Annotated in this window: 12 protein-coding genes; 9 read left to right on the top strand and 3 right to left on the bottom strand. The window is 64.1% G+C overall.

The window, feature by feature from the left end:
* Positions 1 to 71 precede the first annotated feature (71 nt).
* The 6 genes from RA19_RS01335 to RA19_RS01310 are packed head-to-tail and all read left to right on the top strand — an operon-like array spanning position 72 to position 8,066.
* Positions 72 to 2,501, top strand: coding sequence for a GcvT family protein (locus RA19_RS01335; protein ID WP_039158852.1), 2,430 nt, complete (start codon positions 72 to 74; stop codon positions 2,499 to 2,501).
* Entirely contained in the window at positions 2,498 to 3,919 is a 1,422-nt protein-coding gene (locus RA19_RS01330) for an aldehyde dehydrogenase family protein (protein ID WP_039158851.1), read from the top strand. The genes RA19_RS01335 and RA19_RS01330 overlap by 4 nt, the downstream gene beginning before the upstream one ends.
* 22 nt (positions 3,920 to 3,941) lie before the next feature.
* The gene (locus tag RA19_RS25615; protein ID WP_052261601.1) at positions 3,942 to 4,688 is read left to right on the top strand and encodes a Coenzyme F420 hydrogenase/dehydrogenase, beta subunit C-terminal domain; all 747 of its coding nucleotides are present in this window, start codon (positions 3,942 to 3,944) and stop codon (positions 4,686 to 4,688) included.
* Between the two features lie 3 nt (positions 4,689 to 4,691).
* Positions 4,692 to 5,324: a DsbA family protein gene (locus RA19_RS01320; RefSeq protein ID WP_039158850.1), complete on the top strand. Its 633-nt coding sequence runs from the start codon at positions 4,692 to 4,694 to the stop codon at positions 5,322 to 5,324.
* Positions 5,303 to 6,835: a trimethylamine methyltransferase family protein gene (locus RA19_RS01315; RefSeq protein ID WP_039158849.1), complete on the top strand. Its 1,533-nt coding sequence runs from the start codon at positions 5,303 to 5,305 to the stop codon at positions 6,833 to 6,835. Before RA19_RS01320 ends, RA19_RS01315 begins: the two co-directional genes overlap by 22 nt.
* Positions 6,825 to 8,066: an MmgE/PrpD family protein gene (locus RA19_RS01310; protein WP_039158847.1), complete on the top strand. Its 1,242-nt coding sequence runs from the start codon at positions 6,825 to 6,827 to the stop codon at positions 8,064 to 8,066. The genes RA19_RS01315 and RA19_RS01310 overlap by 11 nt, the downstream gene beginning before the upstream one ends.
* 5 nt (positions 8,067 to 8,071) lie before the next feature.
* On the opposite strand, the gene RA19_RS01305 is transcribed toward RA19_RS01310, so the two are convergent.
* A complete protein-coding gene (locus RA19_RS01305; protein ID WP_039158846.1) occupies positions 8,072 to 8,992 on the bottom strand; it encodes a LysR family transcriptional regulator in 921 nt (306 codons plus the stop codon).
* Between the two features lie 168 nt (positions 8,993 to 9,160).
* On the opposite strand from RA19_RS01305, the gene RA19_RS01300 reads away from it, so the two are divergent.
* A complete protein-coding gene (locus RA19_RS01300) occupies positions 9,161 to 9,871 on the top strand; it encodes a glutathione S-transferase family protein (RefSeq protein ID WP_039158845.1) in 711 nt (236 codons plus the stop codon).
* A gap of 77 nt (positions 9,872 to 9,948) precedes the next feature.
* On the opposite strand, the gene RA19_RS01295 is transcribed toward RA19_RS01300, so the two are convergent.
* Positions 9,949 to 10,866, bottom strand: coding sequence for a LysR substrate-binding domain-containing protein (locus tag RA19_RS01295; protein ID WP_039158843.1), 918 nt, complete (start codon positions 10,864 to 10,866; stop codon positions 9,949 to 9,951).
* A 106-nt stretch (positions 10,867 to 10,972) separates the two neighbouring features.
* Between RA19_RS01295 and RA19_RS01290 the strand changes: the two genes are divergently transcribed.
* Together RA19_RS01290 and RA19_RS01285 are read left to right on the top strand one after the other, a co-directional pair.
* A complete protein-coding gene (locus RA19_RS01290; protein ID WP_039159000.1) occupies positions 10,973 to 11,980 on the top strand; it encodes an ornithine cyclodeaminase family protein in 1,008 nt (335 codons plus the stop codon).
* The gene (locus RA19_RS01285; protein WP_082020427.1) at positions 11,973 to 13,508 is read left to right on the top strand and encodes an aromatic amino acid lyase; all 1,536 of its coding nucleotides are present in this window, start codon (positions 11,973 to 11,975) and stop codon (positions 13,506 to 13,508) included. The genes RA19_RS01290 and RA19_RS01285 overlap by 8 nt, the downstream gene beginning before the upstream one ends.
* Before the next feature lie 203 nt (positions 13,509 to 13,711).
* On the opposite strand, the gene RA19_RS01280 is transcribed toward RA19_RS01285, so the two are convergent.
* The gene (locus RA19_RS01280) at positions 13,712 to 13,999 is read right to left on the bottom strand and encodes a DUF1330 domain-containing protein (protein WP_039158842.1); all 288 of its coding nucleotides are present in this window, start codon (positions 13,997 to 13,999) and stop codon (positions 13,712 to 13,714) included.
* Between the last annotated feature and the right edge of the window lie 109 nt (positions 14,000 to 14,108).

The following is a 14,108-nucleotide window of genomic DNA, read 5'->3' as shown; positions in this document are numbered from 1 at the left end:
AAAAAGGCATTGGGAGCAGGCATAAGCCGCTGCCTATCCTTGCAGCCATACAGCCGCACAAGGATACCCCGATGCCGGAAACTGCCAGCTCAGCCCTCCCCGCACAGGCGCAGGCCGTTGTGATCGGCGGCGGCATTGCCGGGCTGTCGGTGGCTTATCACCTGGTGCAGCAGGGCTGGCGGGATGTGGTTCTGCTGGAAAAGAACGAGCTCACTTCCGGCACCACCTGGCATTCCGCGGCGCTGGTCAGCCCGATGCGCGGCACCCGGGCGCAGACCGCCCTGGCGCGCTATTCCGGCGAACTGTACGAGTGCCTGCGCGAAGAAACAGGTGTCGAGACGGGCATGTGCCGCTGCGGCCATCTGAACATTGCCACATCGCAGGAGCGGCTGAAGGAGCTGAAGCACACGCTGACGCTGATGAACAACTTCGGGCTGGAAGGCCACATGGTCGATGCCGCCGAAGTCGCCCGCCGCTGGCCGATGATGCGCACAGATGATGTGATTGCGGCGGTCTGGACACCATCCTCCAGCCGGGCTGACCCCTCCAACATTTGCCACGCCCTGGCCAAGGGTGCCCGTGCAGGCGGCGCAACCATCGTGGAACATGCCGCTGTCACCGGCATTGCCCGGCAAAATGGCCGGGTTAGCGGGGTGGAGACCTCCCAAGGCCATATTGCCACAACCCATGTGATCAATTGCGCCGGTCTCTGGGGCCGCGAGATCGCCGGGATGGCCGGCCAGCGCGCACCGCTCTTTGCCTGCGAGCACCTCTATCTGCTGACCGAGCCGATGGCGGGCGTCACCGCAGACTTGCCGGTGTTCCGCGACGGCGACGCGCATCTTTACGGGCGCGAGGAGGTCGGCGGGCTGCTGGTCGGTTGTTTCGAACCCAACCCCAAGGCATTGCCGCTGGAGAAGCTGCCGCAGGATGCCGCCTATATCCTTCTGAACGAGGATTGGGATCATTTCGCGCCGATGATGGAAGGCGCCATCCACCGCATCCCCGACCTGCAAACCGCCGGGGTGCGGATGCTGCTGAACGGGCCGGAAAGCTTTACTCAGGACAACGCCCCGCTGATGGGGGAGGCGCCAGATCTGCCCGGCTTCTGGTACTGCTGCGGCATGAATTCGGCAGGCATCGTTCTGGGCGGCGGCGCGGGATGGGCGCTGGCCGAGTGGATCGTGAACGGTGCGCCGCCGGTGGACCTCTCAGGCTGCGACATCCGCCGTTTCCCGGCGGCGCTGGACACCGCGCAGGCCCTGGCTGAAAGGATCCCCGAGATGCTGTCGCACCATTTCTCGATCCGCTACCCGGGCCGCGAACCCGCCACCGCGCGCAACATCCGCCGTTCTGCGCTGCATGGGAGGCTGGCGGCCCGTAGCGCCTGTTTCGGAGCCCGCACCGGCTGGGAAAAGCCTCTGTACTTTGATCCCGAAGGCACCGTCGCGCCGGAGGATTTGCGCTTTGGCGAAACCGCCTGGCAGGAGGCCGTGAACCGCGAGGCCTGCGCTGTGCGCGAAGGCGCGGCGCTGTTTGACCAGTCCAGCTTTGGCAAGCTGCGGGTCGAGGGTCGCGATGCCGAAACCTTACTGCAGCAGATGTGTGCAGCGGATATCTCGGGCTTTGACCGGGCTCATTACACGCCGGTTCTGAATGATGCCGGCGGGATGGAGAGCGACCTGACGGTCACCCGCCTGTCGGAGACTGAGTTCCTGCTTGTTACTGGCACCGCACAGCTGACGCGCGACCAAGCCTGGCTCAAATCGCACACAGCTGATCACTTCGTCACCGTGACTGACGTGACCTCCGGCCTTGGCACGCTCCTGCTGACCGGCCCGGACGCCCGCACCGCGCTGCAAAAGATCACGCCTGAAGACCTGACCCGTTTCGCTTTCGGCCATGCCCGCGAGATCGAGGCCGGGCCGGTGCGGGTGCTGGCAATGCGGCTCTCCTTTGCCGGAGACCTCGGATGGGAGCTGCATGTGCCCACCGAAATGATGGCTGCAGTCTATGACGCCCTGATGGATGCGCACCCGGGCATCCAGCCCGCAGGCGCCCATGCCCTCAACACCTGCCGCCTGGAGAAGGGTTTCCGCAGCTGGGGCCACGACATGGGCGCCCGCGAAACACCGCTGGAGGCGGGTCTCGGCTTTGCCATTGACTGGTCCAAGGATTTCAAGGGGCGCGATGCACTGGAAACCCAGCGTGCAACAGGCCTGACCAAACGTCTGGTCTCCCTGACCCTGCCCAAACACAGCTGGGCCACCGGCCACCAGCCGCTTTACCGGAATGGCGTGCTGGCCGGGGAAATCACCTCTGCGGCCTATTCGCCGCTTTTGGACAAGATTGCCGCTTTGGGATGGGTTGAGCTGGGCTCCATGGAGGACCGCGATCTGCTGGCAGACGGCTATGAAGTGGAGGTTGGGCTGGAGCGCTTCCCAGCGCAGCTTCACCTGACGGCGCCCTTTGATCCGAGGGGCGAAAGGATGCGGGCATGAAACAAGCACGGCTTTACATCGGCGGCAGATGGCAGAACGGTGCGGGCGCCTTCCCGGTGCTGGACAAATACTCCGGCGAGCAGATCGCAATGGCGGAAATTGCCGATGCGGCGCTGGTGGACCAGGCCGTGGCTGCAGCCAAAGCCGCTTTCCGCAGCGGCGAGATCCCGCTGCCGGACCGCTACACCCTGCTGATGCGCGCCCGGGACATCCTATTGCGCCGCCGGGAGGAGGTCCTCGATACGCTTGTCGCCGAAACCGGCTTTACCCGTGCCGACAACGCAGGCGATTTTGCCCGCTGCGAGCAAACGCTGCTGACTTCCGCCGAAGAGGCTAAGCGTATCTCCGGCGAGATGATCCCGATTGCCGCTGCGCCTGGCCATCCGGGTGAACTCGCCTTCACCATCCGCGTGCCGTTGGGCGTGGTGGCCTGCATCACCCCGTTCAATTCGCCGCTCAACACCGTCGCGCATAAGATCGCCCCGGCCATCGCCGCGGGCAGTGCGGTGGTGCTGAAACCCGCCAGCTACACGCCGCTTGCGGCAACCCTGCTGACCGAAATCTTTGAGGAAGCAGGTCTGCCGCCCGGCTGGCTGAACCTGATCCACGGCCCCGGCGGTGAGACGGGCAGGGCGCTGTGCGCCAATCCGGATGTGGCCTATTTCGCTTTCACCGGCGGCGGGCCGGCAGGCGAGGCCATCCAGGCCGCCGCAGGCATGCGCCGGACCCAGATGGAGCTGGGCAACATCTCAGCTGTCGTGGTCTGCGAGGATGTTGACACAGATAAGGCTGCCGCCAAATGTATCGGTACTGCCTTTCGCAAGGCGGGCCAGGTCTGCACCTCGATCCAGCGCATCTATGTGCAGCGCAGCGTAATGGCGGCTTTTGCCGAAACCTTCACCGCCCAGGCTGCTGCGCTCGTCACCGGCGACCCGCGCGACCCGGCCACCGATATCGGCCCGATGATCGCCGGGGCAGAGGCAAAACGGGCAGAGCAGATGGTCAAGGACAGCCTTGCCATGGGTGCCACCCTGCGGCTGGGCGGCACCCGTAAAGGCGCACTGATGCAGCCGACGGTCCTCGAAAATGTCTCCCCGAATATGCCGGTCCTGGCCGAGGAAGCCTTTGCCCCCATCGTCAGCCTGATCCCCTTTGACGACTTCGACATCGCGATCGATGCGGTGAACGCCACGCCCTATGGCCTGTCCGCGGGCATCTTTACCCAAGACATCGACCGCGCCTTGAAGGCCGCACAGAGGGTTGAGGTCGGCCTTTTCAACACCAACAACACCTCGTCCAACCGCGCCGATCCGATGCCTTATGGCGGCTGCAAGGCTTCGGGCTGGGGCCGTGAAGGGCCGCGTGCCGCTATCCGCGATATGACAGAGGAACGCCTGATCACCATCACACCCGGCTAGCGAACAACAAGGGAGGGACGCCATGGATGCAAGAGCCATTGAATTCGCCACACCGCCGGGCGCCTGCGAAAGCCTGCCGTGGCGCGTCTACTCTGCACCGGAAGTAATCACCGCCGAGCAGGAGGGTATCGCGAGCGAGGAACTCCTGATTGTCCGCGGCGACAGTCACATGCAATGCTCGCTGAGCCTGCCCGAGGTGCGCCATGCCAGCTCCACCGGCCGCGCGGTCTCGGAAACCGCTGCAGATGTGCTGGAACGGCTGGACCCGGAGCAGGTCACCGGCTTCCGCTACCGCGGCTGCCCCGGCCCAACCAGGATTGAGATGGCCGACGGCACCGTGGTCGAGAAACGCTACACCGATTTCTGGGGCACGAACGAGAGCATGTGGGTACTGCCCCTCTGCTGCAAAGTCTGCCCGGACGGCATCGGTGAAACCGCCGACACCGCCGCCCCCCACATCTGGTCCGGCTGCTCGCCTGCCCCTGAGACCGATGATGATGACCCCGGCACCAACGCCATCGTGGTGCGCAGCGCCCGCGACGCCGATCTGGTGCGCCGGGCGGTGGAGGCAGGCTACTTGACCGTCACCGAAGAGGTGGATCCACGCGACATGGACAGCGTGCAGCCGCAGCAGCGCAACAAGAAATACGCCGTAGGCACCCGCTACGAGGGCTTGCGCGCGGCGGACGCAGCCTGCCAGCGCGAGGGCACGCGCGAGCGGGTCCAGATCGACAGGGCCTCGGAATCTACCCCCAAGCTGAGAGATTGAACTATGGCCCGGCGTGTCACCTTTTTCGGCTCCTTTCAAAGCCCCTATTGCTACTTTGCCCTGGACCGTCTTGACGCGCTGGCCCGGGATCTCCGGGTGGAGATCGTGATGCGGCCGGTGCTGCCGGGCGTGATCCGCATCCCGGAAGCCTATGCAGACCGCGGCCCGATTGAGCAGGCCTATTTCAGTCTCGATGCGGTTCGCACCGCGGCATTCCTGAAGTTGCCTTACGGTGACCCCGATCCTTCGCCGGTTAACTGGACGCCGGGTTCGCTGTGGATCGCCACCAGCGAACAGGCGCGGGTCAGGCGACTTTACAACATGCTTTGGGCTGCGGATGGTGAGCGCCGGTACCCCCTCTACAGCGGCCTGATGCGGCGCATCTGGTCCGGGCTGCACCGGGGCTGGGACCAGCCGGAGCAGATCCGCGCGCTGCTGGCAGATTGCGGCCTGCCTGCGGGGCCGGCGGATCAGCATGAGGCGCTGCTTCCCGAGGCAGACGCGTATTTCACGGCAAACCAGCAGGCCATGTTTGATGCCGGCCACTGGGGCGTGCCGCTGTTCGAATACCAAAACCAGCCCGTTTACGGGCAAGACAGACTGGATCAATTGCGATGGACGATCAGCCGGACATAACCCGCCGCCGCGGCCGCAAAGAGCGCAAGGCGGCCCGCACCGCGCCAGACGCGGGAGTGGTCTCACCTGTTTCCGGTGGCCACTACTGCCCGCTCAGCGACGAAGGGGTGCAGCAGATCCACGAGGCCGCGCTGACCATTCTCGAAGAGATCGGCATGGGCGGGGTGCCGGAAGAGCTGCGTTTGGCCGCCGTTGCCGCAGGCCTGCCCGTCGGCGATGACGGCCGCCTCCGCTTCCCGCGCAGCTGGATTGCCGAGATGCTGGAATGGGTGCCCAAGCAGATCACCCTGCATGGCCGCCGCCAAGAGCTGAACGTGCCGCTTGGCGCCGGCATTACCCATTACGCCACCGGAGGGATGGCGGTGCGGATGGTGGATATCAGCACCGGCGAATGGCGTCCTTCAACTCTGCAGGACCTCTATGACTGCGCCCGGCTGGTCGAGAACCTGCCGCATATCCAGGTCTTCAACCGCACCTGCGTGCCGTCCGAGATCACGGATTTGCGACAGTTCGACCTCTCCATCGCCTATGCCTGTGCGGCAGGCACCGCCAAGCCGCTGGGGATCGGCTTCAACCTGCCGGAACACGTCAGCGAATGCGCAGAAATGTATGACATGATCCTGGGCGGCGAGGGCGCCTTTGCCGCGCAACCCTTCACCACCTGCAACACGTGCGCCGTTGTGCCGCCTTTGATGTACGGCGAAGACAACACCGTCGTTGCCATGGAAGCAGCCCGCCGCGGCTTCCCGGTCAAAATGACCAACGCAGCCCAGGCCGGGGCCACTGCGCCTGCGGCGCTGGCAGGCACTATGGCCCAGACCGTGGCCGAGTCGCTCGCGGGCATCGCTATGGTGCAGCTGGCCCGCAAAGGCGCGCCGGTGATCTGGGCCAACTGGCCCTTTGTCTCGGACCTGCGCACCGGTGCCTTCTCCGGCGGCGGCGGCGAAATTGCGGTCCTGAATGCCGCCTCTGCCCAGATGGCGCGCTGGTACGAGCTGCCCAATTGCACCTCCGGCGGAATGACCGATTCCAAAACCACGGATGCGCAATATGGCTATGAGAAAGGCATGACCAACCTCGCAGCAGGCCTGGCCGGCGCGGATGTGATCTATGAGGCCACCGGCATGATTGGCTCCATCGTCGGCTGCGCGCTGGAGGCCTATGTGATCGACGACGAGATGATCGCCGCCGCCCGCCAAGTGATCCGCGGCATCGACGTGACCGAAGAGAGTCTGTCGATTGATGTGATCCGCGACGTCTGCCTCGGCGGGCCGGGCCACTACCTGGGCCACGCGCAAACGCTGGAGCTGATGTCCTCCGCCTACCACTACCCGGCGCTGGCCAGCCGCGAGCCGCCGGACGCCTGGGTCGAAGCCGGCAAGCCGGACCTGCGTGAGCGGGCCAAGGAACGGGTGCATGAGATCCTCGGCGCTGCCGAACCGCTGACCGACCCGTCGCTGGAGGCCGAAATCTGCGCCAAGTTTCCGGTCACAGGCTTCCATGGCGGCTGACCCGGCAGAGTTTGCGGAGTGGCTGGCATCGGCACCGGCGTCAGGTGAGTGGCCCGAGGCGCGGTTGTCTCTGCTTGATACTCTGGACTGCATGGCTGCAGGCGCTCGCTCGCCGCTGCTGGCCAAGCTGCAGGCGCTGGAGATGCCGCTGGCTGTGCGCCTCGCAGTGGCCGGACATTACGACGATTTCGACGACAGCGAGCTCATCGGCTCCACCCATCCCAGTACTGTCTTGTATGCCGCGCTCATGGCGCTGGCCAAGAAGAGCCCGCTCACCTTGGGTCAGGCGCTGGACGGATATGAAGCAGGCATTGCAGCCATCCAGTTCATTGGCGGGGCGCTGGGCTACGGCCACTATGCACGCGGCTTTCACGCCTCGTCGACTGTTGGCGTCTTCGGCGCGGCAGCTGCCTGCGCCCGGGCGCTTCGCCTGAATGCGGACCAAACTGCTGATGCGCTGTCGCTGGCTGCCAGTCAGTCAGCGGGGCTCAAAACTCAGTTCGGCACCGACGCCAAAGGATTGCAGCTCGGATTTGCCGCCCATGCGGGTCTTCAGGCTGCCGGGTTGGCTCAGTGCGGGATCACCACCGCGACTGAAACGCTGCCGCGCTTCATTGAACTTTATGGCGAAAACATTTCAGCTGCGCCGCCTGGGAAACTGGCCATCCCTCCGGGTGTGATCTTTCGCAAGCTTTGGCCGTGTTGCCACTACAGTCACCGCATCCTTCACCTCTGCCAATTGCTGCAAGTGCCGTCAAAGGACATCCAGGCCGTCCGCATCGCCATGCCGGCCCCTTTCCTGGATGTGGTGGCGCGGCGCGCGCCGGAAACCGCGCAGGCGGCAAAATTCAGCCTTAGCTGGTGCGCCGCCGCTTTGCTGACCGGCGGGACCCTGGACATAGCCTGTTTTGAAACCGGCTGCGGCCGCCCGGACATCAGCCGCCTGGAAGCCTGCATCGAACTCGTCCCCGAAGACGTGCCCCCGGATATCGAGGACTTGTCCCCGGATCACCCGGATCAGCTCAGCATTACACTCGCCAGCGGTGAAACCCTCACCCGGTCTGCTCCGCATGTTCCGGGCAGCTTGGAGCTGCCAGTCTCGGCAGACCAGCTGATCCAGAAGTACCGGAGTAACTGCGCCGTTGGCGGGGCAGGGGAGGATTTGTCCCCAATTATCCTGCATGGCGAGCCGGAAACAGACCTGCTGCAGCTTCTGCCCCCGGGTATTTGAGCAGGCTACAGCAGCCTGGCGCCTTTCCACTCGCCGCTCTCGGTCTTCTGCCGCAGGCAGTCCAGGATCGGGCGGCTGAGTTCATAGATCCGCTGATCCAGTCCCGACCTTGTGCTCGCCATCAGGTCCAGCTTCAGTTGCGGCACCGGATCGGTGATCGGCCGGGCATGGACCAGGCCAAATCCGATCTCCTGCTCCACTGCAGCATAGGGCAGGATCGCATGGCCGATGCCGCTTGCGGTCATGGATTTGATCGCCGCAACGGAATCAATCTGCATTTTGAAGTTCAGTTTCACGCCCAGGGGCCGCGCCAGCCGCTCCATTTCTCCCCGGGTGGTGCTGGGCAGGTCCGGAGAGATCAGCGAATATCCGGGAAGCTCCGCAAAGCGGACCGGTGCAGGCTCTCCGATGCTTGGTCCCGGGCAGATCAGAAACAGCGATTCCACCAGGCTGGCCAGCAGTTCCGCCTGGGCATGGCTGGCGCCCCGGTACAAGAGCGCCAGATCCAGCCGCCCCGAGGCCAGCCAATCGGCCAGCTGATAGCTGTAGCCCTCCACCAGACGTAGTTCAGGCCCCGAAGAAAACGCGGTCAAAGCGGCGGACATGGAGGCCAGGAACTCCGGTCCCAGTGAAGGCGGCGCGCCAACTGAAATTTCGTGGCGGCGGCCGCGGAAGGGCTGCATTGCATCCGCCGCTTCTTTGACCATGCCATTGATATCCGCGCAGCGCCGGAAGAATTCCGCCCCGGCCGGGGTCAGATGCGCGCCGCGCCCATCCCGCACGAACAGCTCCACCTCCAGCTCCTGCTCCAATGCGCCGATCTGGCGGCTGAGCGCGGGCTGAGTCACCCGGCAAAAGATCGCTGCACGGGTGAAGCTCTTGAGCTCGGCAACGGCGCAAAAATATTTGATCTGGCGTAGTTCCATGCCCCGACCATACCGCGGACGGGGGCCGCGGGAAGTTTTTCTTGTGATGCGGCAGGAGAAAAATAAGACAGGAAATGAAAGGGTTGCGAAAATTCTTCCTGCGAGCTCCGTCTTTTCTGCGCGGCCTTCGTCTTACAGGTCAAAGGCTACAGGAAAGGAAAACAGCCAATGATCAAGATCGTCAGCTTTAAGATCTGCCCGTTTGTACAACGGGTGACTGCTATGCTTGAAGCCAAGGGCGTGCCTTACAGCATCGACTACATCGAGCTGAGCAGCAAGCCGCAGTGGTTCCTGGACATCTCGCCCACAGGCCAAGTGCCGGTTCTGGTCACCGAAGGCGGTGTAGCGCTGTTCGAGTCGGATGCGATCGTGGAATACATCGACGAAGTGACCGCGCCGCTGGAGCCTGGCCTGACGCCAGAACAGCGTGCCTCCAACCGGGCCTGGAGCTATCAGGGCTCGAAGCAGTACCTGGTGCAGTGCAGCACCATGCAGAGCGCCGACAAGACGGTGCTGGACGAGCGCCTGGCAAAGCTGCAGCCAGCCTTTGAGAAGGCTGAGAAACAGTTGGCCGAGGGGCCGTACTTCAATGGCAGCGTCCTGGGCAATGTCGACATTGCCTGGCTGCCTTTGCTGCACCGCGCGGCGCTGGTGGAAGCCCATAACGGCTTTGACTTGCTGGCGGGCTACCCCAAGGTCAAAGCCTGGCAGCAGGCTCTGCTGGCGACCGGCATCGCGGCAAAGTCTGTTCCAGTGGATTTCGAGGAGAGGTTCTCAGCCTTCTACCTGGCCGAGCGCACCTGGCTGGGCCGCGGCGCCAACCTGAACGAGGCTCCTGGCAATGCAGCCGTGCAAAAGACCAGCGGTTGCTGCGGCTGAGCACCGTTTGCACTGCTAATGGACAAAGCGGGTCAGGCAGGATCTGACCCGCGCTTTCCCGTTGGTTTGCCACCGGCTTATGAGGCCGGCGCCTCGCTGCCGCGCACCAATTCGTCAAGCAGCGTTTTGACCAGTGCTGTTTTGGCCGGCGGGCCTGATTGGTGCGGCAGGATAGCGGAATAGGAATAGGGAAGTGGCAGGTTCAGCGGTTCAGGCAGAACAAACTGTTCGGCGTCCGTCGCTGCGTCCGTCAGCATTCTGGGTGCCAGTGCGATGCCGGCCCCTTGCGCAGCCAGGGCAAAGGCCACCGCCGCACCGCCGACACGCAGGCCTTTGCGCATATCGGGAGTCTTGGCCGCGCCCGCGGCCCGGAACCAACCCGCCCAGGTCGGGTAGGAGGCGTATTGTTCACCCCAATCTGTGTGGATCAGCAGGTGATCCGGCACTGCGGCTATTCCGCGGCCTGCAATGTGCTGTTCGAAAAATGCCCAGGTGCAAAACGGATGGGCCGTGTCCTGAAAGATGGGCACTGAAGAATGCTGCGGGTACAGGTGGCTCTCATAAGTCAGCCGGATGTCGGCGGGCGTGCGCAGCAGGTCGACAGGATCCGGCTCGATCCGCAGCTCGATACCGGTTTCGGGGTGGTGTTCGCGGAACCGGGATACCGCAGGGGCGACCCATTTTTCTGCCAAAGATTGGATTGTGCTGATCGCAATACGGGAGCGCGCTTCGTTTTCCAAAATTTGGTCGGTAACAGCCGAAATCCCCATCAGCGCTTCCGAAACTGCCGGGTAGTAGGAACGGCCCGCATCGGTCAGCAGCAGGCTGTTATGGGTGCGGCGAAACAGGGATTTCCCAAGAAATTCCTCAGCTTTTCTGACTTGCATGCTCACAGCAGCGGGAGAAACGCCGAGCTCGGCCGCCGCTGCGGTAAAGCCGCCAAGGCGTACGGCAGCCTCAAATGCTTTCAAGGAGTTCAGCGGGGGAAGTCGCATGTGCCTGTCTACTATGCATCAGAAATTCTTGGCCAAGGCTTACATTTTCCGGTCTGTAACGCCAGCGCGCAAAGCCCATGATGAGAAAAAATCAGGAAAGATGCGCATGGCACGGATTGAAATTGAATACCTGGGTCAGCCGGAGATCGACCGGGTGGGCCTTACCAATGACGACATCCTGGATGCGATCGAACAGGGGCTGATCGCGGCCGGGCAGGGCAAGACTGTGATCGAGCCGCGCATGCACCTGACGCCGGATCCGGCCTTTAACGGCCATTTCAACGTGCTGCGCGGCTATGTCGAGCCGCTGGGCTACGCCGGGGTCAAAGTGGTGGGCGATTTTGTCGACAACTACAAGCAGGGGCTGCCGTCGGAGCTGGCGCTTCTGAACCTGTTCTGCCCGCGCACCGGCATGCCGCGGGCGGTGATTGACGCGGCCGGTATCACTGACATGCGCACCGGAGCCCTGACCGCGTTGGGGGCTAAATGGCTAGGACCCAAGAACCCCAAAGTGCTGGGCCATGTGGGTGCCCGCGGCACCTCATACTGGAACGTGCGGCTGCTGGATCATCTGTTCGACTTCGAAGAAATCCGCGTGCACTCCCGCCGCCCCGAAAGCCGTGATGCCTTTGGAGAGCGGCTGAGCCGCGACTTGGGCAAAAAAGTCATCGTGACGGAGGATTGGCAAAGCTGCCTGGAGGGCGCCGATATCCTGATCGAAGCCACCCGCCTCAACCAGCCGGCCCCGATGTTCGACCGTTCATGGGTGAAAAAAGGCGCCTTTGTTGTGCCTTACGGCACCATGAGCGCGCTGCCGCTGGATTTCACCGAAGGCTTCGACAAACTCGTGATGGATGATCTGGGCCAGATGCGGGCAGGCCATCTGGGTGCGCTTCGCCCGCATATCGATGCGGGCCTGATCAGCGAGCAGAGCTTCTATGCTGAAATCGGTGAAATTGCTGCCGGGCTGAAGCCAGGCCGTGAGGCCGATGACGAGACCATCCTGTTCTGGCATCGCGGCATGTCGACCGGCGATATCGCTCTGGGCGCGCGCATTCTGGAAAAAGCGCGCGGCATGGGCATTGTCCAGAACCTCCTCTACCGGGATGCCTGAGATGGAAGTTTTGCGGCTGGACGGTTCCTCGCTCACGGTTGCGGCCCTCAGCCAGGCGGCCAAGAAGGGCCTGACGGTTGAGCTGGCTCCGGCCGGGCTGGAGGCGATGGCACAGTCTCATGCGCTGGTGGGGCAGGTGATCCGCGACCGGGTGCCGGTATACGGGGTGACCACCGGGCTTGGTGCCCGTGCCACCGAGGTTCTCAGCGCTGATGCGCTGGCCGAATTCTCGGTCCAGACCCTGCGCGGCCGCGCCCATGCGGTTGGACCGGAAGAAGATCCGGAAATCATCCGGGCAGGCCTGATCGTGCGGCTGAATACCATGCTCAAGGGTCACAGCGCCGCCCGTCCGGAGGTGGCGCAGCACATCGCCGCTTGCCTGAACGCGGGCCTCACCCCGGTTGCGGGCCAGACGGGATCGATCGGTGCTGCGGATCTGGTGCTGAATGCCACCGCCGGCCTCTCCCTGATCGGCGAGGGCCGGATGCGCGATGCCAAGGGCCGCATCGGCTCCAGCGCCGACCTGATGGCAGCCCATGGCATCGAGCCGCTGAAGCTGGCGCCCCGCGACGGGCTGGCTCTGGCCAACCATTCCGGCGCCACCGGCGGTATGGCGGCACTTGCCGTCTCTGCCGCTGCCTGCGCCTTTGAGGCTGCGCAGACGGCCGCAGCCCTGTCGATGGAGGGTTTCCGGGCCAACTGCGGCCCGCTGCAGCCGCATGTGCTGATGGTGAAACCCTATCCCGGCCAGTTGCAAGCGGCCGAAGGGCTGCGCAGGCGGCTGGCGGGCAGCAAACTGTTAGAGCCCGGTCAGGCACGCCGCCTGCAAGATCCATTGTCCTTCCGGAACATCGCCCAGATTCACGGCACCGCCGGCATGGCGCTGGTCCGCGCAGTGGAATGTGTCGAGCTGGAAATCAACAGCTCCAGCGATAATCCTGCCGCCTTCGCCGCCAGCAGCGAGATCACATCTTGCGGTGCCTATTTTACCGCCGAAATCACCAGCGCTGCTGAGACGCTCAGCCGCGCTCTGGTGCCGCTGGCCATGGCGCAGCTTGCGCGGATTTCCAAACTGCTGAACCCGGATTTCAGCGGCCTGCAAAACTTCCTGGCGATGCCGGACAGTGCCTCCAACGGGTTTGCGCCGGTGATGAAACCGGCTGAGGCCCTGGTGGCGGAGCTGACCCATGCGGCGCAGCCGGTGCCCGTCTGGCCAAGTGTCAATGCAAACGGCGTGGAGGACTGCCTGACGGGCTCGCCTGCAGCGGTCAAGGCGCTGGCCAGGATTGCCGGGCACCTGCAGCGGCTGACAGCAATAGAGCTTCTGGTGGCCTGCCAGGCGGTGGAGTTGCGCACCCAGGCGGGCGGCCTGGGCGGCTTCCTGGCGCAGGCCTGTGCTGACATCCGGGAGATATCGCCTGCACTGAAAGAAGACCGCCCGCTCGGGGAGGATATCGAAAGACTGGCAGCGGCCGTAACAGACAGCCAGTTTGCGGCGCCGTCCAGGCAGGCTGACGGCATCCGGTAGTCTTCCGGTTAGCCCGGTTGGCTCTGAGGTGCGGCAGCGGTCAGGCCGGGTTGCCAAGCCGCGGGCAGTTTTGGCAGCAACGCCGTCCAGCGGCCGCCCCGGGGGAAGGGGGATGCTGATAGGACCCGCTAACAACCGGAAGCCGCAGCAGCAGCTATCGGGCCGCAGGCGCAGGAAAGCGTGCTGTGCAAAGGGCGCTGTGCTTAGTCCAGGCCTTCGATGATAGCGATGTCCGCTTCGCAAGCTCCGGCCCGCTCGGCCCGGGCGGCTTGATAGGCTTTAGACTCATAGCAGGCCCTGGCCTGCTGCAGGCTGTCGAATTCAATGACGACCCGGCGCTGCCAGGGACGGCCTTCCAATGTCTCCGCGTCTCCCCGTGCCAAAAAACGGGCGCCGAACTCGGCAAAGGCTGCGGGAGCCGCCGCCTGGTACCCTTTGTACCGGCCGGGATCTGTGATTGTCACATTGGCAATCCAAAAAGCTTTGGGCATGGAATGATTCCTATTCTTCCCCGGAGAGCAGCCGCTCGGCGACTGCCGCGGTTTCCGTCAAGTGCTGGCGGACGGCGACTTCTGCGCTGCCGGCATTTCCTGACACGAT

The sequence above is a fragment of the Leisingera sp. ANG-M1 genome, from assembly GCF_000813745.1.
Taxonomy (GTDB): domain Bacteria; phylum Pseudomonadota; class Alphaproteobacteria; order Rhodobacterales; family Rhodobacteraceae; genus Leisingera.
This window is presented reverse-complemented; position numbering and strand designations above follow the sequence as displayed.

Coding starts and splice junctions, on each gene's coding strand:
- RA19_RS01310 (WP_039158847.1), top strand. CDS start 6,825: ATGGCGGCTGACCCGGCAGAGTTTGCGGAGTGGCTGGCATCGGCACCG.
- RA19_RS01280 (WP_039158842.1), bottom strand. CDS start 13,999: ATGCCCAAAGCTTTTTGGATTGCCAATGTGACAATCACAGATCCCGGC.
- RA19_RS01290 (WP_039159000.1), top strand. CDS start 10,973: ATGGCACGGATTGAAATTGAATACCTGGGTCAGCCGGAGATCGACCGG.
- RA19_RS01285 (WP_082020427.1), top strand. CDS start 11,973: ATGCCTGAGATGGAAGTTTTGCGGCTGGACGGTTCCTCGCTCACGGTT.
- RA19_RS01295 (WP_039158843.1), bottom strand. CDS start 10,866: ATGCGACTTCCCCCGCTGAACTCCTTGAAAGCATTTGAGGCTGCCGTA.
- RA19_RS01315 (WP_039158849.1), top strand. CDS start 5,303: ATGGACGATCAGCCGGACATAACCCGCCGCCGCGGCCGCAAAGAGCGC.
- RA19_RS01320 (WP_039158850.1), top strand. CDS start 4,692: ATGGCCCGGCGTGTCACCTTTTTCGGCTCCTTTCAAAGCCCCTATTGC.
- RA19_RS01330 (WP_039158851.1), top strand. CDS start 2,498: ATGAAACAAGCACGGCTTTACATCGGCGGCAGATGGCAGAACGGTGCG.
- RA19_RS01335 (WP_039158852.1), top strand. CDS start 72: ATGCCGGAAACTGCCAGCTCAGCCCTCCCCGCACAGGCGCAGGCCGTT.
- RA19_RS25615 (WP_052261601.1), top strand. CDS start 3,942: ATGGATGCAAGAGCCATTGAATTCGCCACACCGCCGGGCGCCTGCGAA.
- RA19_RS01300 (WP_039158845.1), top strand. CDS start 9,161: ATGATCAAGATCGTCAGCTTTAAGATCTGCCCGTTTGTACAACGGGTG.
- RA19_RS01305 (WP_039158846.1), bottom strand. CDS start 8,992: ATGGAACTACGCCAGATCAAATATTTTTGCGCCGTTGCCGAGCTCAAG.